This window comes from Sphingomonas sp., from assembly GCF_965248875.1.
Classification (GTDB): domain Bacteria; phylum Pseudomonadota; class Alphaproteobacteria; order Sphingomonadales; family Sphingomonadaceae; genus Sphingomonas.
This window is the reverse complement of record NZ_CBDFKR010000007.1, coordinates 259,832-281,786: the sequence shown is the minus strand read 5'-3', so window position 1 is coordinate 281,786 and position 21,955 is coordinate 259,832. Positions and strand designations below refer to the sequence as shown.

The window sequence follows — 21,955 nt, the reverse complement described above, 5'->3', positions numbered from 1 at the left end:
ATCAGCAAGTGTCGTGCCAGTTGGCCACTCTCCCGCGAGCGGGAGAAGGGAGGATCAACAATATGCCGATGCAACCCCTGCCCGGTACCCCGCATTGCCGGCTTCGCCGGTCAGCGTTTGCAGGCGGCGGCGGACATTTGCCGCCATCAGGTTGACATAGATGCGCGCGGTCTCGTTGAGGCGGCTCGCCTCATTGGCCAGTTCGCGCAGTTCGGGTCCCGCCGGGCCGGTGCCCTGCGCCGCGACCTGCTCCAGATGCGCGAGCTTGTCGGCCGTGGCGCGCTCCAGCCCGGCGACGTCGTTCGCCTTGAGCGCGGCGATCTCCGCATGAAGCGCATCGATGACGCGGACGAGCGCGTCGCGCCTGCCGTTATTGGGCATCACGGCTCAGCCAGTCGTAACGCAGCGCCAGCATCCGATCGGCGATCGTCGCGGGCAGGATCGGGAAGGTGCCGTTGGCGACCGCCTTCTTGATCTGCTGGATGCGGTCGGCGTCAACCGGCGGGCCCAGCGACGCCTGCGCGGCGAAGGTCTGCGCGACGCCGCTCAGCGCCACGGCGTCGGTACCGGTGGCGACGCGCGTCGGCGGCGCCGCCGGCGTCACCGGCGCCGCAGCCGCGACCTGGGACAGGACCCGCGCCACTGCACGGTCCACGCCCTTGCTCGCCATCGGATCGGTCATGCCGTGACCCCTTCGCTCGCCATATCGACCCCAAGAACGGCAGAACCCGCGGCGGCTTTAGTGATTTTCTCCCGTGGGGCTCGCGGCGAAGCCGGGCAGCGCAACGCGGCCGGCCGCGATCGCGACGCCTTGCACGGCCTGGGTCGAACCCTCGACGCGGATCGCGACGCGTGCGCCGGGCGCTGCATCGGCGGCGGCGATGCCCTCTCGCGTGATCTGAAAGCCGTCGGTCCCGGCTTCGATCAGCACCGGATCGCCGCGCCGGATCACCGGCGCAGCGGGCGGTGTCACGGCGGTGATCGCTGCGGGCGCGGCGGCGGCGGGAAGCCGCGCAACGCTGCGCAGGACGGGCACGAAGATACGCCACTCGGGTCCCGCGCAGGTCACCACGACCGCGTCGTGCGCGTCCGAACGCCATGACAGCGCGACGGTAGGGCATTGCGCCAGCCGCAGCCGCGCGTCGATGACCGCGCGGGCGCCGCCTTCGGCGCCGATCGGCTGGGTGGTGAAGGCGGCAACGGCGCGGTCGAGCGCGGCGGTGTCCTGAAAGGCGGCAGCGGCCATAAGCAGCAACGGGATCATGGGCGGCTCCGATCGGGCTCGCCGATAAAGGCAAGCGTCAAGGTGGCGCGGGCGGGGCCGCGGGCGGTGGCGAGGGTAAGACGCTGCGGCGGCAGGCCGGCGCCGATCAGCGCGGCCAGAACGGCGCGGGCGCGGTCGGCGGCGAGCAGCACGTCCGTCGGATCGCTGCCGGTGACGGTCAGCGCGGTGCGCGGATCGGCCAGCGCGTCTTGGGCAAAGGCGACCAGGGGGCGCGGGTCCGCCAGCGTCGCCGAGCCCGGGGCGAAGGTTGTGGCGGCGGCGGCGAGGGGGATCGGCGGGGGCGCGGCGTCGACACCGAACGCACTCTGCAACCCGCGCGCGACGGCGCGGCGGTCGGTCGTCGCCTGCATCAGCACAAGGAACGCGACGAGCAGCAGCGCCAGATCGGCAAGCGTCACCAGCCAGAGTGGCCTGCCCGGCGACGGGCAAAGCGGATCGCCGGGCGACTCGTCATTTGCCGTCATGCCGCCACTCTCGCCACGGTGCCGCTCGACGGCGCTTCGCGTGCCGCCAGGATTGCGAGGGGGGCCGATAGGCGGCTGCGCTCATAAGCCTCGATCCGGGCGCGGACACGCAGGCGATGCGCGATCGGCTGCGCGACGAGATTGGCGAGCAGCGCGCCGTACAGCGTGGCGAGCAGCGCCACCGCCATCGCGCCGCCGATCTTGGCCGGGTCGGCCATCGTCGCAAACATCGCGGCAAGGCCGACGAGCGTGCCCACCATGCCCATCGCCGGCGCCGCGTCCGCAGCGCCTGCCCAGACGTCGGCGGCGGCGGCGTGCCGCTCGATCCGCGCACGGCGGCAGTGTTCGGCAAGCGCCACGACGGTCTCCGGCGTCGCGCCGTCGACGATCGCGTCGATCGCTGCAGCGAGGTCAGGATCAGCGATGACGGCGCGGTCGAGCTGCATGACGCCATGACGGCCCGCCAGATAAGCCTGTGCGGCGAGCTGGCGGAGCAGGGGTTCGGCGGCGAAGCGGCGGCGCGGCAGCACGGTCAGCGCCGCCGCTGCGCGCATCAGATCGCGCACCGGCGAACGGAGGATGGTCGTCAGCGCCGTACCGCCACCGACGATGGCGAGGGCGGTGGGATCGAAGAAGGTCGCGAGCTGCATCGCCCGTTCAGAAGCAAGGGCCGGGCCAAAGTGCAGTGTCACGTCTGCGCCGCGGCGCTGAAGCCGAAGCAGCGTGACACCCGATGGCGGCAACATCCTTGCCGCTCCCGGCAACCCGTTGCCGGTCCACCCCGCCGCACGTCCATCAAAGCTGACAGAGACCGGCAACCCCGCCCTGCCCCCCCCGTTTGGCACGGCGGTTGCAGACAGTGCTTCGAGCGCCAATCCCGGCGTGTCGGAGTGAGGCCATGCCCGCAGAATCGCTGTTCGGCGTCCATGCTGCCGCGCTGCAGGTGCGCTCGGCGCGGATGGGCGTGCTCGCGTCCAACATCGCCAACGCCTCGACCCCGGGGTTCAAGGCGCGCGACATCGACTTCCAGTCGGCGCTCGCCAGCGCGGAGAGCGGCGGCACGGACCTGTCGGCGGCGACGATGTACCGCGTGCCGACGCAGACCTCGATGGACGGCAACACGGTCGAGCTGAGCCAGGAGCAGACCGCCTTCGCCGAGAACGCGGTCCAGTATCAGACGACGCTGTCCTTCCTGAACGGCCGCATCAACCAGATCACCCGCGCGCTGAAGGGAGAATAAGGCATGCCCGGCTCTCAGCCCCTGACGATCTTCCAGGTCGCCGGACGCGCCATGTCGGCGCAGCTCGTCCGCATGAACACCACGGCGTCCAATCTCGCCAACGCCGGTGGCACCGCCTCGACGGCGGAGGGCGCGTACCGGACGATGAAGCCGGTGTTCCGCACCCATATCGATCAGGCGACCGGGCTCGCGACCGTCGATGTCGAACGCATCGTCCAGGCGGGCGAGGCGCCCACGCGGCGCTACGACCCGTCCAACCCGCTCGCCGACCGTGATGGCAACATCTACGAAGCCGCGGTCGACGAGACCCGTGAGCTGGTCGACATGATGGAGACCGCGCGCGCCTATCAAAACAATGTCGAGGTGATGCAGACCGCCAAGTCGCTCGTCATCGACACCCTCAAGCTGGGCCGCTGACCATGACCGCAAGTGCATTCGATTCGACGCTGGCGGGGCTCGGCATCAGCCGCGCCACGACCGGCGTCACCGTTTCGCCCGCCTCAAGCTCGGGCACGACACTGGGCCAAGCCGACTTCCTGAAGCTGATGACCGCGCAGATGCAGAACCAGGATCCGTTCAACCCGACCGACAACACCCAGATGGTCGCGCAGATGGCGCAGTTCTCCTCACTGGCGGGGATCAGCGAAATGTCGACGACGCTGAAGTCGATTGCCACCAAGCTCGGTGCGACTTCCGCGACCGACGCAATGGCCTATATCGGCAAGACGGTCCTGACGCCGGGTGATACCGCCTATGGCCGCACCACGGGCGGCGTCGCCGGCGCGGTCGAGCTGGGCGCGGCGGCGACCGACGTCACCGTCACGATCAGCAACGCCAACGGGCAGATCCTCAACAGCCAGTCGCTCGGCGCCCATGCCGCTGGCACGGTCAGCTACGATTGGGACGGCAAGGACGCGACCGGCGCGGACGCCGGTCCCGGCCCCTTCACCGTCAGCGTCAATGCCCGCGACGGCGCCTCCACCGTCGCCGCCACCAATCTGGTCTGGGCGCCCGTCGAATCGGTGTCGACCAGCAGCGGCGCCGCCGTCCTCACCCTGCCCGGCATCGGCCAGGTTCCCGTCACTGCCGTTCGCCAGATCGGCTGAAGCGTCTCCACAGGAGTTCTCCCATGTCCTTCTACACCAGCCTTTCCGGCCTCCAGGCCTCGCAGACCGAGATGTCCTCGATCGCGCACAACCTCGCAAACGTTGGCACCAACGGCTTCAAGAAGAGCCGCACCGAGTTCGCCGACGTGATCGCCTCGTCGGTCAGCCTGTCGCCGACGCAGATGGTCGGCTCGGGCACCGTCGTGAAGGCGAACCGGCAGCAGTTCGGCCAGGGCAATCTGATCCAGAGCGCCAACACGCTCGACCTCGCCATCTCCGGCGACGGCTTTTTCGCGGTGAAGCCCGACATGAACGGCTCGGCGGTCAACTTCACCCGCAACGGCGGTTTCATGGTTGATAATGACCGCTACGTCGTCGACGGCCAGGGTGCGCACCTGCAGGTCTATCCGGTCGACGGGTCGGGCTCGGTGGTCGCGACTGGCATCGACTCCGCCACCAGCCTGCGCCTGCCCGCCACCAGCGGCGCGGCGAAGGCGACCACCGCGGTGACGATGTCGGCCAACCTCAACGCCAATTCGGCGGTGCCGGCGACGGCGACATTCGACCGGTTCGATCCGACCAGCTACAACCAGTCGACCCAGACGACGATCTATGACGCCGGCGGCAATCCGCAGACGCTGACCAACTATTTCCGCCGCGACACCGCCGCCGCATCGGGCAGCCAGTGGTCGGTCTTCTCCTTCGTGGGCGATCAGAAGCTGACATCGGCCGGCAACGATCACATGACGCTGAGCTTTGACGGCACCGGCGCGGCCAGCCCCGCACCCGGCACCACCAATTTCTCACCCTTCACCACCGCCGGCTCGACGGTGCCGCAGCAATTCTCCTTCACCTTCGGCACCGACACGACGCAAACGGCGCAGCCGTTCAACGTCGGCGCGCGCAGCCAGGATGGCAAGGCGGTCGGCCAGATCCAGGGTGTGACGGTCGACGAGAAGGGCATCGTCAAGGCGAGCTTCTCGAACGGGGACACGCAGGCGATCGGCCAGGTCATCCTGGCGGGCTTCTCCAACCCCTCGGGTCTGCGCCAGCTCGGCAACAGCTACTGGTCGTCGACCGGCATTTCGGGCGACGCGCACCTCGGTTCGGCGGGGACCGGCAGCTTCGGCAACCTCATGTCGGGTACGATCGAGCGTTCGAACGTGGACATCACCGAAGAGCTGGTCGACCTGATCGCCGCCCAGCGCGACTTTCAGGCGAACGCCAAGGCGCTCGATACCGCGAGCCAGATCTCGCAGACCATCTTCAACATCCGCAGCTGAGCCGACGGACGCAGGAGCCCTAAAGGATGGACAAGCTCGTCTATACCGCGGCGACCGGCCTGCGCGCCCGCATGGCGGCGCAGGCGGCGATCGCGAACAACATGGCGAACGCGTCCACCACCGGCTTTCGCGCCGACCGGGTGGTGTTCGACCAGATCACCATGAGCGGCCCGACGCCGGCGCTGGCCGCGCGCAGCCCGACCAGCGAGGAGGTGACCGACGCCGACCGTTCGCCGGGCGCGGTGCAGCAGACCGGCCGCCCGCTCGACGTGGCGATCACCGGCCGCGACGCATGGCTGGCGGTGCAGGCGCCCGACGGGTCGGAAGCCTATACGCGGCGCGGCGACCTGCAGGTCACCGAATCGGGTACGCTCCAGACCGGCGACGGCTTTCTGGTGATGGGCCAGTCGGGGCCGATCACGCTGCCGCCCTATCGCTCGCTATCGATCGCCAATGACGGCACGATCTCTATCGTTCCCGCCGCAGGCGGCGAACCGCAGGTCGTCGACCGGCTGAAGCTCGCGAACACCCGCGGCTCGGACACCGTCAAGGGCATGGACAATCTGCTCCGCGTCCGCGGCGGCGGCGCGCTGCCGGCCGACCTCGACGCACAACTAACCGCCGGGTCGCTCGAAGGCTCCAACGTCAACATGACGCAGGCGCTGGTCGACATGATCGAAAATCAGCGCAGCTATGAAATGACCGCCAGCCTGATGAAGTCCGCCAAGGACATGGACGAAAGCGGCGCATCGCTGATGCGCCTGCCTACCTAGGAAGGAACGAGGAATGTCGTCCGCCGCCATGCACGTCGCGCGCACCGGGCTCGATGCCCAGGACATGCGCATGCGCGTGATCTCGAACAACCTCGCCAACGTCAACACGACCGGGTTCAAGAAGGACCGCGCCGCGTTTGAGACGCTGGCCTACCAGCTCGTCACCGCGCCCGGCGCCTCGTCGTCAGCGGAGAGCCGCTACGCGACCGGGCTCAACCTCGGCACCGGCGTCCGCATTCAGGGCACCGCGCGGATCGACACGCAGGGGTCGATGCAGACCACCGGCAACAGCCTCGACATGGCGCTCGACGGCGACGGCTATTTCCAGGTGCAGCTACCCGGCGGGCAGCTCGGCTATACCCGCGCCGGCAATTTCTCGCGCTCGCCCGAGGGGCTGCTCGTCACCGCGGAGGGCTATCAGGTCCAGCCCGGCATCACCGTGCCGCAGGGCGCGACCAGCATCACGATCGGCCAGGACGGCACCGTCTCGGCGACCGTACCCGGTCAGGCGGAGGCGCAGTCGATCGGCCAGCTTCAGGTCGCGACCTTTCCCAACGGCGCCGGGCTGCAGGCGACCGGCGACAACTACCTGACCGAAACCTCCGCCAGCGGCGCCGCCAATCTGGGCACGCCGGGCGACGAGGGTCGCGGCCGCATCCGGCAGGGCATGCTGGAGGCGAGCAACGTCAACGTCGTCGAGGAGCTGGTCGACATGATCGAGACCCAGCGCGCCTATGAGGTCAATTCCAAGATGATCCAGGCGACCGACGACATGCTCAAATACGTCAACCAGAACGTCTGATCGGCACCGCAATGGCATCTCGCGCCCCCTCTCCGTTCGCCGGCCGCTGGATCGAGCTGGCGCTCGCCGCCTTCGCCGCGTCGCTCATCGCGGCGGCCTTTGCGCCGGCACCTGCCGACGCGCGCCGCCACGGCCCGCCGCCGCCCGCCTTCGATGCGACGCCGCCGCTGCCGCCCGTCATCCCGGTGTCCGCGACCGGCGCGATCTTTCAAAGCGGCGACGGCTATGCCGCGCTGTATGAGGGCAACCGCGCGCGCCGCGTCGGCGATCCGCTGACTATCGTACTGGTCGAGCGCACCGCTGCGACCAAGTCCGCCAATTCGAAGCTCAGCTCGGGCGGCGGCGCGTCGCTGACCCCGCCCTCGACCGGGCCGCTGCATCTGTTCAACCCGACCGACGCGTCGCTGTCGGGCAGCCGCAACTTCGCCGGCGGCGGCACCGCCGATCAGGCCAATTCGCTGTCGGGTGAGGTCTCGGTCACCGTCGCCGCCGTCTATCCCAACGGCACCATGCTGGTGCAGGGGCAGAAGCGTGTCACGCTCAATCGCGGCGACGAATGGGTCCGTATCCGCGGCATCGTCCGCACCGTCGACATCGACGCCTTCAACCGCGTCGAGTCGACGCGGGTGGCGGACGCCGACATCAGCTACACCGGCCGCGGCGACGTCGCGCGCGCCAGCCGCCAGGGCTGGCTGGGCCGTTTTTTCGGCGTGATCTCGCCCTTCTGACCCTCGCTGTTGTTCAGCGGAGGCGGCACCGTCGCTTCCACGCCTGATCCGATTGCGGTTAGCAGCCCGGTAACCATTCCACGCTAGGACATGACGCCATGTATCGCCTTGTCCTCACGCTCCTCGCCGCCCTGACGCTAGCGACGCCGGCGACCGCATCCCGCGTCAAGGATCTCGGCGCTTTTCAAGGCATCCGGGCCAACCAGCTGACCGGCTACGGCATCGTCGTCGGCCTGCCCGGCACCGGCGACGACAATCTGGAATATACGGTGCAGTCGCTGCGCGCGATGACCAGCCGCTTCGGGCTGCAGCTCCCCGCGACCGCCAACCCGGGCGCGAAGAACGCTGCAGTGGTGATGATCACCGCCGAGCTGCCGCCCTTCGCGCGGCCCGGCCAGCGGCTGGACATCACTGTTGCCTCGATGGGCAAGGCGAAGTCGCTGCGCGGCGGCTCGCTGATCCTGACCCCGCTCTACGGTGCCGACGGCCAGATCTATGCGATGGCGCAGGGCAACCTTGCGGTCGGCGGGCTGGGTGCGGAGGGGGCCGACGGCTCGCGGATCGTCATTAACATTCCGACCACCGGCAGGATTCCGGAGGGCGCAACCGTCGAACGTGCGGTCGCGACCGGGTTCGAGCAGACACCCACGCTCACCTTCAACCTTCAGCGCGCGGACTTCACCACCGCGCAGAACGTCGCGGGTGCGATCAACCGCGCGCTCGGACCGGGCGCCGCGCAGGCGATCGACGCCGTCTCCGTGTCGGTCCGTGCGCCCGTGGGCGCAGAGGCGCGCGCCGCGGTGATGGCGCGGATCGAGAACCTCGACGCGGTCGCGGCCGATCCGCCCGCGCGCGTCATCGTCAATGCGCGCACCGGCACTGTCGTCATCAATGCCGCGGTCCGCGTGGGCCCCGCCGCCGTCACCCACGGCAAGCTGACGGTGCGGATCGACGAGCAGCAGCGTGTCGTTCAGCCCGCGCCGCTTAGCCAGGGCCAGACCGCGACCGAACAGCATTCCGGCGTGTCGGTCGACGAGGAACACCGGCCGATGTTCCTGCTCGCACCCGGGCCACGGCTCTCCGACATCGTCCGCGCCGTGAACGCGATCGGCGCCAGCCCGGCCGACCTGGTCGCGATCCTGGAGGCGCTCAAGGAAGCCGGCGCGCTGCAGGCGGAGCTGATCGTGCTATGAGCCTGGGAAGCGACAGCGGCATCTCCGGCACGACCGGCATCGCCTCGGGCCTCGGCCGCACGGCGACCGCGGACAATCTGCAACGCGCCGGCCAGCGGTTCGAGGCGGTGTTCACCGGCATGATGCTGAAGTCGATGCGCCAGGCGAAACTTGCCGATCCGCTCTTCGACTCCAAGGCGATCGACACCTTCAGCGAGATGCAGGACGCGCAGGTCGCGCAGGCGATGGCCGAACATCAACCGGTCGGCATCGGCAAGGCCATGACCGACTTCCTGCGCAGCGCCGAGGCGCATGCGCAGGCTGATACGGCGGCGGGCGCGGGCTTGACGGCGCCATGAGCGATCTTCTCGCCATCGGCGCCAGCGGCATCCGCGCCTATCAGAGCGCGCTGACCACGGTCGGCGACAATATCGCCAACACCGGCACCGCCGGCTACTCACGGCGCACCACGAGCCTGGCCGAGGTCGCGTCCGTCAACGGCATCAATGGGCGCCTGGTCGACGGCATCGGGGTGACCATCAACGGCGTCGGGCGCAGCGCCGACGCGTTTCGGGCGAGCGCCGTGCGCGATGCGGGCGCGGATCTGGCGCGCACGCAGGCGGGCAGCGTCTGGCTCGATCGCATTCAGGGCGCGCTGACCGGCAGCGCGCTGGGCGACCGCCTCACTTCCTTCTTCGGCAGCGCGCGGACGCTGACGGCCGACCCGACCTCCGTGCCGCAGCGTGCGGTGACGCTGGAACAGGCGGGTGCGCTGGCGCAGTCCTTCGCCGCCACCGGGCATCAGCTCGACGCGGGCATGACCGAACTCGACAGCACGGCCGCGCAGGCGACCGCCAAGCTCAACGCGCTCGCTCAGTCGCTGACCAAGGTCAATGACGGGCTGGCGCGGACCGCGCCCAACGGCACGAGCGCCGCGCAGCTCGCCGATCAGCGCGATCAGCTGCTCGAACAGATGAGCGCGGTCGCCGATATCGCAATGTCGACGGACGCGCTGGGCCGCGCCACCGTGACGCTCGGCGCGGCCGGGCCGACCCTCGTCAGCGGCGACAATGCGGGACACGTGATCGCGACGCGCAGTGGCGGCGCCTTTGCTTTCACCGTTCAGGACACGACCGGCACGCACAGCTTTACCCCCACCGGCGGCGCGCTGGCCGGAATCGCGGAGGGCGCCGGCCGCCTCGCCGACGCGCGGGCATCGTTGAACGCGCTCGCGGGCGACTTCACGACCCAGGTCAACGCGATCCAGGCGGGCGGGCGCGATCTCGACGGCCTGCCGGGCCAGCCGCTGTTCGCGACGGGGACGACGCCGACCGATCTGACCGTGACGCTGACCGACCCGCGCGGCATCGCCGCCTCGGCGGTCGGCGGCGGCGTCCGCGATGCGTCGAACCTGCAGGTGCTGGAGACGCGGCGCACGACTCAGGGCTGGGAAGCGGGGCTGACCGCGCTGACCAGCGGCAACGCCGCGGCGCTGGAACAGCGCAATCTGGTCGGCGACGCGCAGACTGCGATCCGCGACGGCGCGGTCGCCGCGCAGGCGAGCGTTTCGGGCGTCAATCTGGACAATGAGGCCGTCGACCTGCTGCGATTCCAGCAGGCCTATCAGGCATCAAGCCGCGTCATCCAGGTCGCGCGCGAGACGATGCAGTCCATCCTGGACATCAGGTAAGGTATCTCGCCGATGCAGGTCGCCACCAGCCTGTTCTACGATCGCTCCTCGACCGCGCTGACCACGCTGTCCGGGCGTGCCGACCTGCTGCAGACGCAGATCGCGACCGGCAAGCGCCTGGCGAAAGCGTCCGACGATTCGGTCGCCTACACGCGGCTGCAGACGATCGCGCGCGCGACCGCTGATGCAAGCGTCGACGGCAAGAACCTCGATCTAGCAGCATCGGCGCTGGCGACGGCGGACACGACGCTGAGCGGCATTACCGCGCAGCTGCAGCGCGCGTCCGAGCTTGCGATCCAGGCGCGCAGCGGCACGCTCGACGCGACCGCGCGGGAGGCGATTGCGGCCGAACTGGACACCATCGTCGATCAGCTGACCGCGCTGGGCAACGGTAGCGATCCACGGGGGCAGCCGTTGTTCGGCGGCGTCGACGGCGGTCCCGCGGTGGCGAAGAATACGGACGGCACCTTTACCCTGGCGACGACCTTGCCGAGCGCCATCCCGATCGGCGAAGGCCAGACCGTGCAGCCCGGCGATACCGCCGTGCGCGTGTTCGGCAGCGGCGCCAACAATGCGCTGGCGACGGTCGCCGGGCTGGCGGCGGCGCTCCACGGCGGCGGCGCCGCGTCCGCCCAGGCGGTCGACGATCTGGCGGCGGCCGCCACCCGTGTCACCACCGTCCAGGCGTCACTGGGCGCGCGCGCGGCGCGGGTCGAGGTGGAGCAGGCCGCGCTGAAACAGACCGGCGCCGACCGCGAAGCGCTGCGCTCCGGGCTTGAGGATACCGACGTCACCGCAGCGATCACCGAGCTGCAGAAGACGATGACGATCCTGTCGGCGACGCAGGCGAGCTTCACCAAGCTGCAGGGCCTGTCGCTATTCGATTACCTGCGCTGATCGGCAGCGGCGCGGCGCCGTCGGCCGGATACTTAACCGCCCGCTTACCATTCGGACGCTAACGCAGCCGAACGGTTTACGCGCTTCACCGGAAGCGCCGGAGTGACAGCATGTTCCCAGCCATCGGCCTGATCGTCCTGCTCGTGATGGTGTTCGGCGGCTTCGCCTTCACCGGCGGCGCACTGGGGCCGGTCATGGAGGCGATCCCCCACGAGCTGATCATCATCGGCGGCGCGGCGGCAGGCGCGCTCATCATCGGCAATTCCGGCAAGGAACTGAAGGCGATGGGTGCTGGCCTCGCCAAGGTGTTCAAGGGGCCGAAATACAAGAAGCAGGATTACCTGGACGTCATCTTCCTCGTCTCCAAGCTGATGAAGATGCTCCGCACCGAAGGCCCCATCGCGCTGGAGCCGCATGTCGAGGACCCGCAGTCGTCGGCGCTGTTCAGCGAATATCCCAGGCTGCAGAAGGACCATACGCTGGTCGGCCTCATCGCCGACACGCTGCGTCTCGTCGTGGTGTCGTCAGGCACGCTCGACGTGCATGCGGTCGAGGAGGTGATGGATAACGCCATCAAGACGCACCATCACGACGTCGAGGGGCCGCATACGACGCTGCAGTCGCTGGCCGACGCGCTGCCCGCACTGGGCATCGTCGCGGCCGTGCTCGGCATCGTCAAGACGATGGGGTCGATCGACAAGCCGCCGTCGATCCTGGGCGCGATGATCGGCTCCGCGCTGGTCGGCACCTTCATGGGCGTGCTGCTGGCCTATGGCATCGTCTCCCCGCTCGCGTCGCGCTTGAAACAGGTGATCGACGCCGACGGCGCGATCTATCATGTCGTCAAGCAGATCATCATCGCCTCGCTCCACGGCCATCCGCAGCCGCTGGTGATCGAGGCCGCACGCTCGGGCATCCAGCACAAGAACCAGCCCGGCTTCGCCGAAGTCTTCGACGGCCTGCGGGGAAGGTAAGTGGCGCTTGTTTGTCAGACTTCGGCTTGCGCCGAAGCGCCGCACCAGCCCGCACCCCCACCCGGCCTCCCACTCAGTGTATCCTTGATGGGAGACCGGGTGGGGGTGCGGGCTGGTGCGGCGCGACTGCAGGGAGCCTGACAAACAATGCCTGCGCGCGCTCCCCATGGCTCGAATCAGCCGCCCAAGATCGTCATCGTCAAGAAGATCATCGATGGCGGGCATGGCGGTCATCACGGCGGCGCGTGGAAGGTCGCCTATGCCGATTTCGTGACCGCAATGATGGCGTTCTTCCTGCTGCTGTGGCTGCTCGGCGCGACGAATGAAAAACAGCGCAAGGGCATCGCCGATTATTTTGCGCCGACGCTGATCGACACCCGCTCGCTCGGCATGGGCGGGGCGGGGCTGTTCGGCGGCGAGAGCGCCCGGTCCGATCAGCGGATCGGCGAGAAATCGGGGCGGTCGAGCGAGTCGGGGATGGCGACGCCCGTCACCGGCGCGGGCGGGCCGCGGCCGGGCACCGGCGATCGCGGCTCGCTGCGCAACGCCGACCAGCAGAATTTCGCGCGGATGAAGAAGGAGCTGGAGGCGGCGATGCAGGCCAATCCAGACCTCCGCCGCCTTGCCAATCAGGTCAAGTTCGTGATGACCACCGAAGGGCTGCGCATCGATCTGGTCGACAATGCCGATTATTCGATGTTCGCGCTGGGCACGACGATGCTGGCGCCGGAGGCGTCGGCGTTGATCGGCCGTATCGCGGCGACGATCGGCGGTTCGGCCAACCCGATCATGATCCGCGGCCACACCGACAGCCTGCCCTATGGCGATCCGCGCGCGATGAACAACTGGATGCTGTCCTCGGGACGCGCCGAGGCGACACGGCGGCGGCTGGCGCTAGGCGGCATTCCCGAAACGCGGTTCGACCGCATCGAAGGCGTCGCCGATCGCGAGCCGATGATCGCGAACAACCCCACCGATCCGCGCAACCGCCGGGTGGCGATCACGCTGCTGTACCGGCGGGGCACGTTCGGACACTGAACCCACCTCCCGCGTGACGGGAGATGGTAAGCGCTACGCCGCCGTTTCGGGCACAGCTTTCTTCCGCCCGCGGCCGCCGCTTGCGGGTGTCGCCGCCGCTGCGGCCTGCTCGCCGCGCTTCTGCCCGGGCTTGCGTCCCAGCCCGATCTGCTTGGCCATCGCGCGGCGGCTTTCCGAATAGTTCTCGGCGACCATCGGATAATCCGACTTGAGCTTGTAGCGCTCGCGATACTGTTCGGGGGTCAGTCCGTTGGTCGAGAGATGGCGGCGCAACGTCTTGTAACGCTTGCCGTCGATCATCGAGATGATGTGATCCTTGGAAGCGAGGCTCTTGCGCGCCGACACCTTGCCCTGATGCTCCTCAACGGGATCGCTTACCGTCTCCGCGACGGAGCTGCCCATCAGCTGCTGTACCGTGTCGTGCATCTTGCCGATAAAGGCCGGCACATCCTCGGCATTGCTGCGAGTGTTTGGATTGCCGAGCCAAGCGATGGTCAGTTCCACCGCTAGCTCGACGGCGTTCAGGTCGGTCGTATCGTCGGCCATGTCGGCTGCTCCTCTTGTCTGCAGCGGCCCTAGCGTCGGACAGATCGTGGTCAACCGATTAGTTGCTGACGCTTAATCGCCGCTGGTCTGTACTCGGCAGGACTTGCTTTCGGCGCCGCGGTGGAAAAGTCGCTCTCCAGCATTGCTTATCGACCGTAGAGAGAACGTCTGCATGGTTGGCAGTGGTCAGCGCGCCCATCTGATCTTACCGCAGCGCCATGACCACCGGCAGCATCGTCATCCTCACCGGCGCCGGCCTGTCGGCGGAAAGCGGGCTGGCGACCTTTCGCGGGCCGGACGGGCTGTGGGAGGGGCATCGCGTCGAGGATGTCTGCACGCCCGCCGCCCTGGCGGCCGACGCGACGCTGGTTCACCGCTTCTACGACGCCCGCCGCGCCGGGCTTGCGACCGTCGAGCCCAACGCCGCCCATCGGGCACTGGCGCGGCTCGACGCGAACTGGCCGGGCGAGTTGCTGATCGTGACGCAGAATGTCGACGATCTGCACGAACGCGCGGGCGCGACGCGGCTGGTCCATCTGCACGGCGAGCTGCTGAGCGCGCTTTGCGCTCGTTGCGGAAAACAGCAAGGCTGGGCCGGCGATCTGCCGCCCGAGGCGCCGTGCCCGGCGTGCGCCGCACCCGCGTTGCGCCCGGACATCGTCTTCTTCGGCGAGATGCCTTACGCGATCGATCGCGTTCAGCCGGCTGTGGCGGCGTGCGATCTGTTCATTTCGATCGGCACCTCGGGCGCGGTCTACCCCGCCGCCGGCTTCGTCCAACTCGCCGGCCGCGCGGGCGCGCGCACGCTGGAACTCAACCTGGAGCGCTCGGCGGGCAGCAGCTGGTTTGACGAGAGCCGCCTCGGCCCGGCAACGGCGCTGGTGCCGGCGTGGGTCGACGAGGTGCTGGGTGGCGGCTGACCACGGTCACTCGACCCAGTCCAACCCGATCGCCCGGTAACTCTCCCGGTCCTCGTCCCAGCCCGGCTTGGCCTTGACGTGCAGGTACAAATGCACCGGACGGCCGATCAGCGCCGCCAGTTCCGCACGCGCCGTGGCGCCGATCGCCTTCAGCTGCTGACCGCCCTTGCCCAGCACGATCGCGCGCTGGGTCGGTCGCTCGACCAAAATCTGCTGGTGGATCTCGACCGAACCGTCGGCACGCTCGCTGTACCGCTCGGTTTCGACCAGGCTGGCATAGGGCAGCTCGGCGTGCAGACGGCGGAACAGCTGCTCGCGCGTGATCTCGGCCGCCAGCGCGCGCTCGCTGGCGTCCGACACCTGATCCTCGGGATAGTGCCACTGCCCTTCGGGCATTGCCGCCGCCATCGCCGTCTTCAGCTCGGGGATGCCGTCGCCGGTCTCGGCGCTGACGAACCAGGTCTCCGCGAAGGGCGTGATCGCGTGCAGCTTCTCGGCGTGGACCAGCAGCTTCTCCTTTGCCGCCAGGTCGACCTTGTTGAGGATCAGCCATTTCGGCTCCGGCCGCGCCGCGACCGCCTCCGCAATGGCGGTCACCTTCGGCCCCAGCCCGCCCTTGCCGTCGACGACCAGGCACAGCAGGTCCGCGCCCTCCGCCCCGCCCCAGGCCGCCGCCACCATCGCCCGGTCGAAGCGGCGGCGGGGTTCGAAGATACCGGGCGTGTCGACCAGCAGCAGCTGCGCCTCACCCTCCAACGCGACGCCGAGCAGCCGGGCGCGCGTCGTCTGCGCCTTTGGGCTGACCGCGGCGACCTTCTGCCCGACCAGCCGGTTGACCAAAGTCGACTTGCCGGCGTTGGGCGCGCCGACCACCGCGATCAGCCCGCAGCGGGTCACGCCTCCAGCGTCCGCGGTATTCGCTTGGGCAGCATCGTCCGCGGCGGCCGCGAACGCTTGCGGCGGACCGGCGTCGCCGCCTCCAGCGCGGCGAGCAGCAGGCGCGCGGCCGCGGTCTCCGCCTCGCGCTTGGTGCCACCCTCGGCGCGCGCCTCTTCGCCGCCCAGCCGCGCGGCGACGGTGAAGCGGCGGTTGTTGGGTGGCCCCTCCTCGCCGACCACGGCGTAGGTCGGCGCGCCGCGGCTGCGTGCCAGCCCCCAGTCCTGCAGTGCGGATTTGGGGTGTTTGGCGGTCGCCTGGTCGCCATTGACCCGGCTCTCCCAGCGCCGCCGCACCCAAGCCTGCGCGGCGTCGAGCCCAGCTTCGAGATAGAGCGCGCCGAGCAGCGATTCGATCACGTCGCCAAGGACATAATCGCTGTCGCCGGCACCGTCGTCCGTCGCCTGCTTGTTGAGCCTGAGATGCGCCGCCACGCCGACCTCGCGCGCCACCTCGGCGCAGGTCGCGCCCGAGACGAGCAGGTTGAGCCGCCGGGTCAGCTTGCCTTCGGGCTCCTCGGGGAACAGCCGGTAGAGCCACTCGGCGATCCCCAGCCCCAGCACGCGATCGCCCAGAAACTCCAGCCGCTCGTAGGAGGGTTCGTCCTCGCGGCTGGAATGGGTCACCGCCGCGGTCCACAGTGCCGGATCCTGCGGGATATGGCCGAACGTCGCCTCCACCCAGGCGGCGAGCGCGGTCAGAACCCCTCCCCGATCCGCTCGGGGCGCGCGGCGGTGAACCAGGTCCACGGCCTGATCCACGATGCCGAGCCGTCGGTGGAGAAGACGCTGACCAGGGCCCGGCCTTCGATCCGGTTCATCGGAATATACCCCATGCCCTGCGGCGCGGCCCAGCGGCTGTCCGCGGAATCGTCGCGGTTGTCGCCCATCAGGAAGACGACGCCCGCGGGCACGCTGTACAATCCGGTGTTGTCGCGATCAGGGAAGTCGGCGGTGTCGAGGACGGTGTAGCTTCGTCCGCCGGGCAATGTCTCACGGTACCGCGTGTAGCGACACACCGCGCCGCCGGGCGGCCCCTGCTGATGCCCGATCGGGCAGTTGGCGAAATTGGGGGATAGCGGCAGCACGAAATCCGCGATGCGGTCGCGCGGCACCGCCTGGCCGTTGAGGATCAGCTGGCCGTTGCGAACCTGGATGGTGTCGCCGGGCAGGCCGATCACGCGCTTGATGACGTCGTGCGGCGCGTGGGCCGGGTCGGTGTCGCCGGACGCGGGATCGGGGCTGCGGAACACGACCACGTCACCGCGCCGCGGCGTCGCCCAGTGCAGGTCGGGGAGCAGCGGCACGCCGAACGGCAGCGACCAGCGTGAATAACCGAACGGCCATTTGGCGACGAGCAGATAGTCGCCGATGTACAGACGCGGCAGCATCGACTCCGACGGGATGCTGAACGGCGCGACGATGAACGAGCGCAGGATCAGCACGAACAGCGCCAGTTTCGCGACGAAGCGGAGCGTCTGCTCGGTTTCCGACTGTACACGCTTCGCCATCGCCGCTTGCGTTGGCGCGGCCCCGGCGGGAGGTCAAGCGGCGGTCAGCCGCCGATTCTCACCGCCAGGAGTTCCTGCACCCGCGCCTTGAACCGGCGCAGCTCGTCGCCCGACAAGGCGGCGACCGAGGTGAAGGATATCGACTGCGGGTTGATCGCCTGGCCGTTGCGCCACACCTCCCAATGGAGGTGCGGACCGGTCGACATGCCGGTCGAGCCGACATAGGCGATCACCTGACCCTGATGCACGCGCTGGCCCGCGGATACCGCGAAGCTGCTGAGGTGGCCGTAGCCGGTCTGCAGCCCGCCACCATGCTGCAACTTCAGGAAATTGCCGTAGCCGCCCGCGCGGCCCGCCATCTGCACCACGCCGTCGAGCACCGCATAGACCGGTGAGCCCCAAGGTGCGCCGATGTCCATGCCCTTATGCAGCCTGACGAAATGGAGCAGCGGGTGCATTCGCCAGCCGAAGGTCGACGTGACGTGCCCCTGCACGGGCATGCCCATGAAGCCGCGGCGCTCGTTCTGACCGTTCGCGTCCCACCATTCGTCGCCGCCGTCGGCCGCCCAGCGGATGAGCTGCAACGGCCGGCCGTTATGGGTGATCGCCGCCATCTGCAGATTGCCGAGCCGCGTTTCGCCGGTGGCGGCGCGCTCGCGATCGATGACCATGTCGAAGCTGTCGGCGCTGCCCAGATCGCTGCCGATCGACAGCTTGGTGGCGATCGCGCGGATATACCCCTCCACCGTCCTGGCGGGCGCGCCGGCCGCGCGCGCGGCGCGGTACAGGCTGCCGCCGACGACGCCCTGGATGCGCAAGGGGGTGCGGTCGATCGCGATCGGGTGGCGCGTCATCACCAACCCGCCACCCGCGCGGGTAAGCGTGATCGCGAGATCGAAGCGGGCGCGCATGTCGAGCCGTTCCAGCGGGCGCGGCACCGACTTGGTGGCGCGCCGCCCCAGCGTCAGCGACAATCGCGTGCCGGGCGCAATCTCGCCCAGCGCGACCGCCTGCTGCACCTCGGCCGCGGCCTTGGCGGCATCGTCCAGGCTGACCCCGGCGCGCTCCAGCACATGGTTGAAGGCATCGCCCGCACCCAATGTCGCGGCCAGTTCCACCTGCGGACGTTCGGGCGCCTCGGCGAGCGGCACGACCAGGTCGGTGGCGGCCATGCGGCGGCCGGTCGTGCCGCCGAACGCGAGCGGATTGATCCCCTGCGCCCGCGCCTCGTCCCACTGGCTGCCTGCGAGCGCCGCCGGGGCGGGGGCGGCGAGGGGCGCGAAATCGGGGGCGAGGAATCGGCAGGCGCCGGCAATGAGCAGCAGGCAGGTCGCGAGCCCGCGCCACCATTGGCGGCTGCCGATCGCGGACCCGAGATCGGGCACCCAGTCGACCGCGGCGATGCGCGCGCGGCGCTGTTCCCACACGGTCGGCGGCGGCGCTGCTACCGCGACGGCGCGGCCGAACGCGCGACCGCCAAGGCTCTGTGCGCCCCCACCGGCGCCTTCCGCCCCAAGATCATTCCGCAAGAACACAGCTGTAGCGCCGCCCGCCCTTCACACGCGCCGTCTTGTAGCGGCGCCGGTCTGGCGGGTTGTGGGCCGCAAATGTTAAAGTCAAATCAACCGCAACCCGTTGCAGCGGCGGCTGCGACGAGGCGTTGGGCGAACGCGGCGTGCGGAACATCTCCTCGAAAGGATTGCGCCGCCGTGACTTAGCCCCGATGTTGGGCGCATGACCCGCCCCGGCTCCGTCACCGCCGTGCTGGGACCCACCAACACCGGCAAGACCCACCTCGCGATCGAGCGGATGTGCGCGCATTCCAGCGGCGTCATCGGCTTTCCGCTTCGCCTGCTGGCGCGCGAGGTGTACGATCGCGTTGTCGCGCTGAAGGGCAGGGACCGCGTCGCGTTGGTCACCGGCGAAGAGAAGATCGTGCCCCGCGACGCGCGCTGGTTCCTGTGCACCGCGGAAAGCATGCCTGACCACGATGCCGCATTCGTCGCGCTCGACGAGGCGCAGCTCGGCGCTGATCCGGAGCGCGGGCACGTCTTCACCGACCGGCTGCTCCATGCCCGCGGGCGCGAGGAGACGATGATCCTCGGCTCCGAAGCGTTGCGGCCCATGTTCAAGGCGCTGGTTCCCGACGCGGAGATCGTCGCGCGGCCGCGCTTCTCCACCCTGACCTATGCGGGCGCGAAGAAGATCAGCCGCCTGCCCAAACGCTCCGCGATCGTCGCGTTCAGCGCCGAGGAAGTGTACGCCGTCGCCGAGATGCTGCGGCGGCTGCGCGGCGGCGCGGCGGTGGTGATGGGCGCGCTCTCCCCGCGCACCCGCAACGCGCAGGTCGCGATGTTCCAGGCGGGCGAGGTCGACTACCTCGTCGCCACCGACGCGATCGGCATGGGGCTCAACATGGACGTGGCCCACGTCGCGTTCGCGAGCCTGCACAAGTTCGACGGCCGGCGGCAGCGGCGGCTGACCGTCGCCGAGATGGCGCAGATCGCGGGGCGCGCCGGGCGGCACCAGCGCGATGGCACGTTCGGTGCGGTGACGGAGGAGGGGCCGGGCGCGTTCCTGCCGGAGGAGGTGCTGGCGATCGAGGAGCATCGCTTCCCGCGCCTCGACCACCTCTATTGGCGCGACGGGGATCCCGACCGCTCCAGCCTGGACGCACTGATCGCGAGCCTCGAGCGCCGCCCGGATCATTCGGCGTTGCGCGCCGCGCCGCAGGCGGTCGACCTGTCGGTGCTCAAGCGGCTGGCGGACGAGCCGGCGGTGCGCGAGCGGGCGCGGACCCCGTCCGGCGTGGCGCGGCTGTGGGCGGCGGCGAGCCTGCCCGACTTCCGCAAGGTGGGCGTCGATCCGCACGCCCGTTTCGTCGAGCGGCTGTTCCGCTACATCGCCGACGGCCCTATACCGCACCAGTGGTTCGCCGACGAGATCGCACGGCTCGACATCGTCGGCGGCGACGTCGAGACGCTCTCGGGGCGGATCGCGTCGGTCCGCACCTATGCCTATATCGCCAACCGCGCCGACTGGCTCGTCGACCCGGCGCATTGGGCGGAGCGGACGCGCGCGATCGAGGAGCGGCTGTCGGACGCGCTCCACGCCGGGCTGACCCAGCGCTTCGTCGACAAGCGCACCACCGCGCTGATCCGCCAGATCGGCGCAGGCGCGGCGGCGCTGCCGGTGACGATCGGCGCCGAGGGCGAAGTGCTAGTCGAGGAGCACGCGATCGGCCGCCTCGACGGCTTCCGCTTTACCGTCGCCGCCGACGCGCGCGCGAGCGACAAGCGGCTGCTGCTCGCCGCAGCGGAGAAGCGGCTGGGCGGCGAGCGGAGCAGGCGGGCCAAGGCGCTGGCCGCCGCCGGCGACGAGGCGTTCGCGCTTGCCGACGATGGCACGCTTCGCTGGACCGATCACCTCATCGCGCAGCTTGCATCCGGCCCGTCGCTTGCCCGCCCGCTGGTGAAACTGAACCCGTCGCTCGACGTGCTGGAGCCGCCTGCGCGTGCCGCGATCAAGGCGCGGCTGGAGCGGTGGGTGGGCGATCAGCTCGTCCGGCGCGTCCCGGCGCTGGTCAAGCTTGTCACGCTCGCCTGCGACCGCGATGCCAGCGCCGACCTGCGCGTCGTCGCCGGGGCGCTGGAGGCGGCGGGCGCGATCGCGCCACGGCGTCCGCTCGCCCGCGCGCTCGATGCGCTGCCGCCGCCCGAGCGCAAGCGGCTGCGCGCCACCGGCATGACGATCGGCACGCTCGACCTGTTCGCGCCCGCGCTGCTCAAGCCCGAGACGGCGCGCTGGCGGCGGCTGTTGCTGGCGCTGCGTGGCGAGGCCACGCCCGCACCGCCGCCGGGCGCGTCCGTCCTGCCGCGCGGCGCGGCGGGTGCGACACTCGCCGCGGGGTTCCGCCCGCTTGGTGCGCAGGCTGTCCGCGTCGACCTGGTCGAACGGATCGCCCGCGCCGCCCACGACGCCCGCACCGCGGACGGGGCGGGGCGCAGGCCCTTCGCGCCCGACCCCGCACTTGCCACGTCGATAGGGCTGGAGCCCGCGACCAGTGCCCGGCTGATGGCCGAACTGGGCTTTCGCGCGGTGGCGGGCGCGGACACCCGCTGGGTATGGCGCGGGCGGCCGCCGGTCGCTTCGCCGGTGCCGGTGCAGCGGCCGGACAGCGCCTTTGCCGCGCTGGCGGACTGGGCGCGGCATGGCTGACGGCCAACGGATGCGGCTCGATCGGTTCCTGTGGTGGGCGCGGCTGGCGAAGACGCGTTCGGCCGCACAGGCGATCGCCGCCGACGGGCGCCTGCGCATCGACGGCCGCGCCGTCGATCGCGCCCATGCCGCGGTGCGAGTAGGCAACGTGCTGACTTATGCCGCGGGCGCACGCGTCCGCGGCATCCGCGTCGGCGCGCTGCCCGCGCGGCGTGGCCCGGCGGCGGAGGCGCAGGGCTGTTACGACGAGCTGACGCCCGGCCCCGCGCCCAACGTTGGGACGAACGCCGGGCCCAGCCGTGCGAACGTCTCGCAACAAACGCCGGGCGATTGACGGGCGCTGGCGGGGCGGATTAGCAGCGGCGCGACACGT

26 protein-coding genes are annotated in these 21,955 nt (G+C 69.9%); 16 read left to right on the top strand and 10 right to left on the bottom strand.

Going from position 1 to position 21,955, the window contains the following annotated elements; translation table 11 throughout:
• Window positions 1-54: 54 nt before the first annotated feature.
• Genes ACP2AD_RS06195 through ACP2AD_RS06175 form a run of 5 tightly spaced genes read right to left on the bottom strand, consistent with a single transcriptional unit; the run spans window position 55 to window position 2,399 of the window.
• Window positions 55-381 carry a flagellar protein FlgN gene (locus tag ACP2AD_RS06195; RefSeq protein ID WP_425229230.1) on the bottom strand — a complete coding sequence of 109 codons (327 nt, stop codon included), beginning with the start codon at window positions 379-381 and terminating at the stop codon, window positions 55-57.
• Window positions 371-682, bottom strand: coding sequence for a flagellar biosynthesis anti-sigma factor FlgM (flgM, locus tag ACP2AD_RS06190; protein WP_425229204.1), 312 nt, complete (start codon window positions 680-682; stop codon window positions 371-373). Before flgM ends, ACP2AD_RS06195 begins: the two co-directional genes overlap by 11 nt.
• A 57-nt stretch (window positions 683-739) precedes the next feature.
• Window positions 740-1,264, bottom strand: a complete 525-nt coding sequence (locus ACP2AD_RS06185) for a flagella basal body P-ring formation protein FlgA (RefSeq protein WP_425229203.1) — start codon at window positions 1,262-1,264, stop codon at window positions 740-742.
• On the bottom strand, window positions 1,261-1,749 hold the full coding sequence (locus ACP2AD_RS06180; protein WP_425229202.1) for a hypothetical protein: 489 nt from the start codon (window positions 1,747-1,749) through the stop codon (window positions 1,261-1,263). The genes ACP2AD_RS06185 and ACP2AD_RS06180 overlap by 4 nt, the downstream gene beginning before the upstream one ends.
• On the bottom strand, window positions 1,746-2,399 hold the full coding sequence (locus ACP2AD_RS06175) for a MotA/TolQ/ExbB proton channel family protein (protein WP_425229201.1): 654 nt from the start codon (window positions 2,397-2,399) through the stop codon (window positions 1,746-1,748). The genes ACP2AD_RS06180 and ACP2AD_RS06175 overlap by 4 nt, the downstream gene beginning before the upstream one ends.
• Window positions 2,400-2,647: 248 nt before the next feature.
• Between ACP2AD_RS06175 and ACP2AD_RS06170 the strand changes: the two genes are divergently transcribed.
• The 13 genes from ACP2AD_RS06170 (at window position 2,648) to ACP2AD_RS06110 (ending at window position 13,452) form a co-directional block, all read left to right on the top strand.
• Window positions 2,648-2,989 carry a flagellar basal body rod protein FlgB gene (locus tag ACP2AD_RS06170; RefSeq protein ID WP_425229200.1) on the top strand — a complete coding sequence of 114 codons (342 nt, stop codon included), beginning with the start codon at window positions 2,648-2,650 and terminating at the stop codon, window positions 2,987-2,989.
• A gap of 3 nt (window positions 2,990-2,992) precedes the next feature.
• Complete coding sequence (gene flgC, locus ACP2AD_RS06165) at window positions 2,993-3,406, top strand: flagellar basal body rod protein FlgC (protein WP_425229199.1); 414 nt, start codon at window positions 2,993-2,995, stop codon at window positions 3,404-3,406.
• A gap of 2 nt (window positions 3,407-3,408) precedes the next feature.
• On the top strand, window positions 3,409-4,095 hold the full coding sequence (locus ACP2AD_RS06160; RefSeq protein ID WP_425229198.1) for a flagellar hook assembly protein FlgD: 687 nt from the start codon (window positions 3,409-3,411) through the stop codon (window positions 4,093-4,095).
• Between the two features lie 23 nt (window positions 4,096-4,118).
• A complete protein-coding gene (locus ACP2AD_RS06155; RefSeq protein ID WP_425229197.1) occupies window positions 4,119-5,378 on the top strand; it encodes a flagellar hook protein FlgE in 1,260 nt (419 codons plus the stop codon).
• A 26-nt stretch (window positions 5,379-5,404) separates the two neighbouring features.
• The gene (flgF, locus tag ACP2AD_RS06150) at window positions 5,405-6,151 is read left to right on the top strand and encodes a flagellar basal-body rod protein FlgF (RefSeq protein ID WP_425229196.1); all 747 of its coding nucleotides are present in this window, start codon (window positions 5,405-5,407) and stop codon (window positions 6,149-6,151) included.
• A 13-nt stretch (window positions 6,152-6,164) separates the two neighbouring features.
• Entirely contained in the window at window positions 6,165-6,953 is a 789-nt protein-coding gene (gene flgG, locus ACP2AD_RS06145; RefSeq protein ID WP_425229195.1) for a flagellar basal-body rod protein FlgG, read from the top strand.
• Window positions 6,954-6,964: 11 nt separating this feature from the next.
• Window positions 6,965-7,681, top strand: a complete 717-nt coding sequence (locus tag ACP2AD_RS06140) for a flagellar basal body L-ring protein FlgH (protein WP_425229194.1) — start codon at window positions 6,965-6,967, stop codon at window positions 7,679-7,681.
• 98 nt (window positions 7,682-7,779) lie between these two features.
• The gene (locus tag ACP2AD_RS06135; protein WP_425229193.1) at window positions 7,780-8,874 is read left to right on the top strand and encodes a flagellar basal body P-ring protein FlgI; all 1,095 of its coding nucleotides are present in this window, start codon (window positions 7,780-7,782) and stop codon (window positions 8,872-8,874) included.
• Window positions 8,871-9,212, top strand: coding sequence for a rod-binding protein (locus tag ACP2AD_RS06130; RefSeq protein ID WP_425229192.1), 342 nt, complete (start codon window positions 8,871-8,873; stop codon window positions 9,210-9,212). Before ACP2AD_RS06135 ends, ACP2AD_RS06130 begins: the two co-directional genes overlap by 4 nt.
• Window positions 9,209-10,543, top strand: a complete 1,335-nt coding sequence (gene flgK, locus ACP2AD_RS06125) for a flagellar hook-associated protein FlgK (RefSeq protein ID WP_425229191.1) — start codon at window positions 9,209-9,211, stop codon at window positions 10,541-10,543. Before ACP2AD_RS06130 ends, flgK begins: the two co-directional genes overlap by 4 nt.
• A 12-nt stretch (window positions 10,544-10,555) precedes the next feature.
• The gene (locus tag ACP2AD_RS06120; protein WP_425229190.1) at window positions 10,556-11,440 is read left to right on the top strand and encodes a flagellin; all 885 of its coding nucleotides are present in this window, start codon (window positions 10,556-10,558) and stop codon (window positions 11,438-11,440) included.
• Window positions 11,441-11,550: 110 nt separating this feature from the next.
• On the top strand, window positions 11,551-12,414 hold the full coding sequence (motA, locus tag ACP2AD_RS06115; RefSeq protein WP_425229189.1) for a flagellar motor stator protein MotA: 864 nt from the start codon (window positions 11,551-11,553) through the stop codon (window positions 12,412-12,414).
• Window positions 12,415-12,561: 147 nt separating this feature from the next.
• Window positions 12,562-13,452 carry a flagellar motor protein MotB gene (locus ACP2AD_RS06110; RefSeq protein WP_425229188.1) on the top strand — a complete coding sequence of 297 codons (891 nt, stop codon included), beginning with the start codon at window positions 12,562-12,564 and terminating at the stop codon, window positions 13,450-13,452.
• Window positions 13,453-13,485: 33 nt separating this feature from the next.
• Here the strand turns inward: ACP2AD_RS06110 and ACP2AD_RS06105 are convergent, their stop codons facing one another.
• On the bottom strand, window positions 13,486-13,998 hold the full coding sequence (locus tag ACP2AD_RS06105) for a MucR family transcriptional regulator (protein WP_425229187.1): 513 nt from the start codon (window positions 13,996-13,998) through the stop codon (window positions 13,486-13,488).
• A 218-nt stretch (window positions 13,999-14,216) separates the two neighbouring features.
• Between ACP2AD_RS06105 and ACP2AD_RS06100 the strand changes: the two genes are divergently transcribed.
• Window positions 14,217-14,918 (top strand): NAD-dependent deacylase, encoded by a 702-nt coding sequence (locus ACP2AD_RS06100; RefSeq protein ID WP_425229186.1) that lies wholly within the window; start codon window positions 14,217-14,219, stop codon window positions 14,916-14,918.
• A 6-nt stretch (window positions 14,919-14,924) separates the two neighbouring features.
• On the opposite strand, the gene era is transcribed toward ACP2AD_RS06100, so the two are convergent.
• Genes era through ACP2AD_RS06080 form a run of 4 tightly spaced genes read right to left on the bottom strand, consistent with a single transcriptional unit; the run spans window position 14,925 to window position 18,899 of the window.
• A complete protein-coding gene (era, locus tag ACP2AD_RS06095) occupies window positions 14,925-15,815 on the bottom strand; it encodes a GTPase Era (RefSeq protein WP_425229185.1) in 891 nt (296 codons plus the stop codon).
• A complete protein-coding gene (gene rnc / locus ACP2AD_RS06090) occupies window positions 15,812-16,597 on the bottom strand; it encodes a ribonuclease III (protein ID WP_425229229.1) in 786 nt (261 codons plus the stop codon). Before rnc ends, era begins: the two co-directional genes overlap by 4 nt.
• Window positions 16,552-17,364, bottom strand: a complete 813-nt coding sequence (gene lepB / locus ACP2AD_RS06085) for a signal peptidase I (RefSeq protein ID WP_425229184.1) — start codon at window positions 17,362-17,364, stop codon at window positions 16,552-16,554. The genes rnc and lepB overlap by 46 nt, the downstream gene beginning before the upstream one ends.
• A gap of 44 nt (window positions 17,365-17,408) precedes the next feature.
• A complete protein-coding gene (locus tag ACP2AD_RS06080; protein ID WP_425229183.1) occupies window positions 17,409-18,899 on the bottom strand; it encodes a M23 family metallopeptidase in 1,491 nt (496 codons plus the stop codon).
• A 199-nt stretch (window positions 18,900-19,098) separates the two neighbouring features.
• On the opposite strand from ACP2AD_RS06080, the gene ACP2AD_RS06075 reads away from it, so the two are divergent.
• Window positions 19,099-21,582, top strand: a complete 2,484-nt coding sequence (locus tag ACP2AD_RS06075; protein WP_425229182.1) for a helicase-related protein — start codon at window positions 19,099-19,101, stop codon at window positions 21,580-21,582.
• On the top strand, window positions 21,575-21,916 hold the full coding sequence (locus tag ACP2AD_RS06070; protein WP_425229181.1) for an RNA-binding S4 domain-containing protein: 342 nt from the start codon (window positions 21,575-21,577) through the stop codon (window positions 21,914-21,916). The genes ACP2AD_RS06075 and ACP2AD_RS06070 overlap by 8 nt, the downstream gene beginning before the upstream one ends.
• Window positions 21,917-21,955 lie beyond the last annotated feature (39 nt).

Excerpts from the sequence above, each read along its gene's own strand:
- ACP2AD_RS06135 (WP_425229193.1), top strand. The coding sequence starts at position 7,780 with ATGTATCGCCTTGTCCTCACGCTCCTCGCCGCCCTGACGCTAGCGACG.
- flgC (WP_425229199.1), top strand. The coding sequence starts at position 2,993 with ATGCCCGGCTCTCAGCCCCTGACGATCTTCCAGGTCGCCGGACGCGCC.
- ACP2AD_RS06130 (WP_425229192.1), top strand. The coding sequence starts at position 8,871 with ATGAGCCTGGGAAGCGACAGCGGCATCTCCGGCACGACCGGCATCGCC.
- ACP2AD_RS06195 (WP_425229230.1), bottom strand. The coding sequence starts at position 381 with ATGCCCAATAACGGCAGGCGCGACGCGCTCGTCCGCGTCATCGATGCG.
- ACP2AD_RS06105 (WP_425229187.1), bottom strand. The coding sequence starts at position 13,998 with ATGGCCGACGATACGACCGACCTGAACGCCGTCGAGCTAGCGGTGGAA.
- motA (WP_425229189.1), top strand. The coding sequence starts at position 11,551 with ATGTTCCCAGCCATCGGCCTGATCGTCCTGCTCGTGATGGTGTTCGGC.
- flgK (WP_425229191.1), top strand. The coding sequence starts at position 9,209 with ATGAGCGATCTTCTCGCCATCGGCGCCAGCGGCATCCGCGCCTATCAG.
- ACP2AD_RS06140 (WP_425229194.1), top strand. The coding sequence starts at position 6,965 with ATGGCATCTCGCGCCCCCTCTCCGTTCGCCGGCCGCTGGATCGAGCTG.
- ACP2AD_RS06160 (WP_425229198.1), top strand. The coding sequence starts at position 3,409 with ATGACCGCAAGTGCATTCGATTCGACGCTGGCGGGGCTCGGCATCAGC.
- ACP2AD_RS06070 (WP_425229181.1), top strand. The coding sequence starts at position 21,575 with ATGGCTGACGGCCAACGGATGCGGCTCGATCGGTTCCTGTGGTGGGCG.
- ACP2AD_RS06180 (WP_425229202.1), bottom strand. The coding sequence starts at position 1,749 with ATGACGGCAAATGACGAGTCGCCCGGCGATCCGCTTTGCCCGTCGCCG.
- ACP2AD_RS06120 (WP_425229190.1), top strand. The coding sequence starts at position 10,556 with ATGCAGGTCGCCACCAGCCTGTTCTACGATCGCTCCTCGACCGCGCTG.
- ACP2AD_RS06175 (WP_425229201.1), bottom strand. The coding sequence starts at position 2,399 with ATGCAGCTCGCGACCTTCTTCGATCCCACCGCCCTCGCCATCGTCGGT.
- ACP2AD_RS06110 (WP_425229188.1), top strand. The coding sequence starts at position 12,562 with ATGCCTGCGCGCGCTCCCCATGGCTCGAATCAGCCGCCCAAGATCGTC.
- ACP2AD_RS06170 (WP_425229200.1), top strand. The coding sequence starts at position 2,648 with ATGCCCGCAGAATCGCTGTTCGGCGTCCATGCTGCCGCGCTGCAGGTG.
- ACP2AD_RS06185 (WP_425229203.1), bottom strand. The coding sequence starts at position 1,264 with ATGATCCCGTTGCTGCTTATGGCCGCTGCCGCCTTTCAGGACACCGCC.
- ACP2AD_RS06075 (WP_425229182.1), top strand. The coding sequence starts at position 19,099 with ATGACCCGCCCCGGCTCCGTCACCGCCGTGCTGGGACCCACCAACACC.
- lepB (WP_425229184.1), bottom strand. The coding sequence starts at position 17,364 with ATGGCGAAGCGTGTACAGTCGGAAACCGAGCAGACGCTCCGCTTCGTC.
- ACP2AD_RS06100 (WP_425229186.1), top strand. The coding sequence starts at position 14,217 with ATGACCACCGGCAGCATCGTCATCCTCACCGGCGCCGGCCTGTCGGCG.
- flgF (WP_425229196.1), top strand. The coding sequence starts at position 5,405 with ATGGACAAGCTCGTCTATACCGCGGCGACCGGCCTGCGCGCCCGCATG.
- ACP2AD_RS06155 (WP_425229197.1), top strand. The coding sequence starts at position 4,119 with ATGTCCTTCTACACCAGCCTTTCCGGCCTCCAGGCCTCGCAGACCGAG.
- flgG (WP_425229195.1), top strand. The coding sequence starts at position 6,165 with ATGTCGTCCGCCGCCATGCACGTCGCGCGCACCGGGCTCGATGCCCAG.
- flgM (WP_425229204.1), bottom strand. The coding sequence starts at position 682 with ATGACCGATCCGATGGCGAGCAAGGGCGTGGACCGTGCAGTGGCGCGG.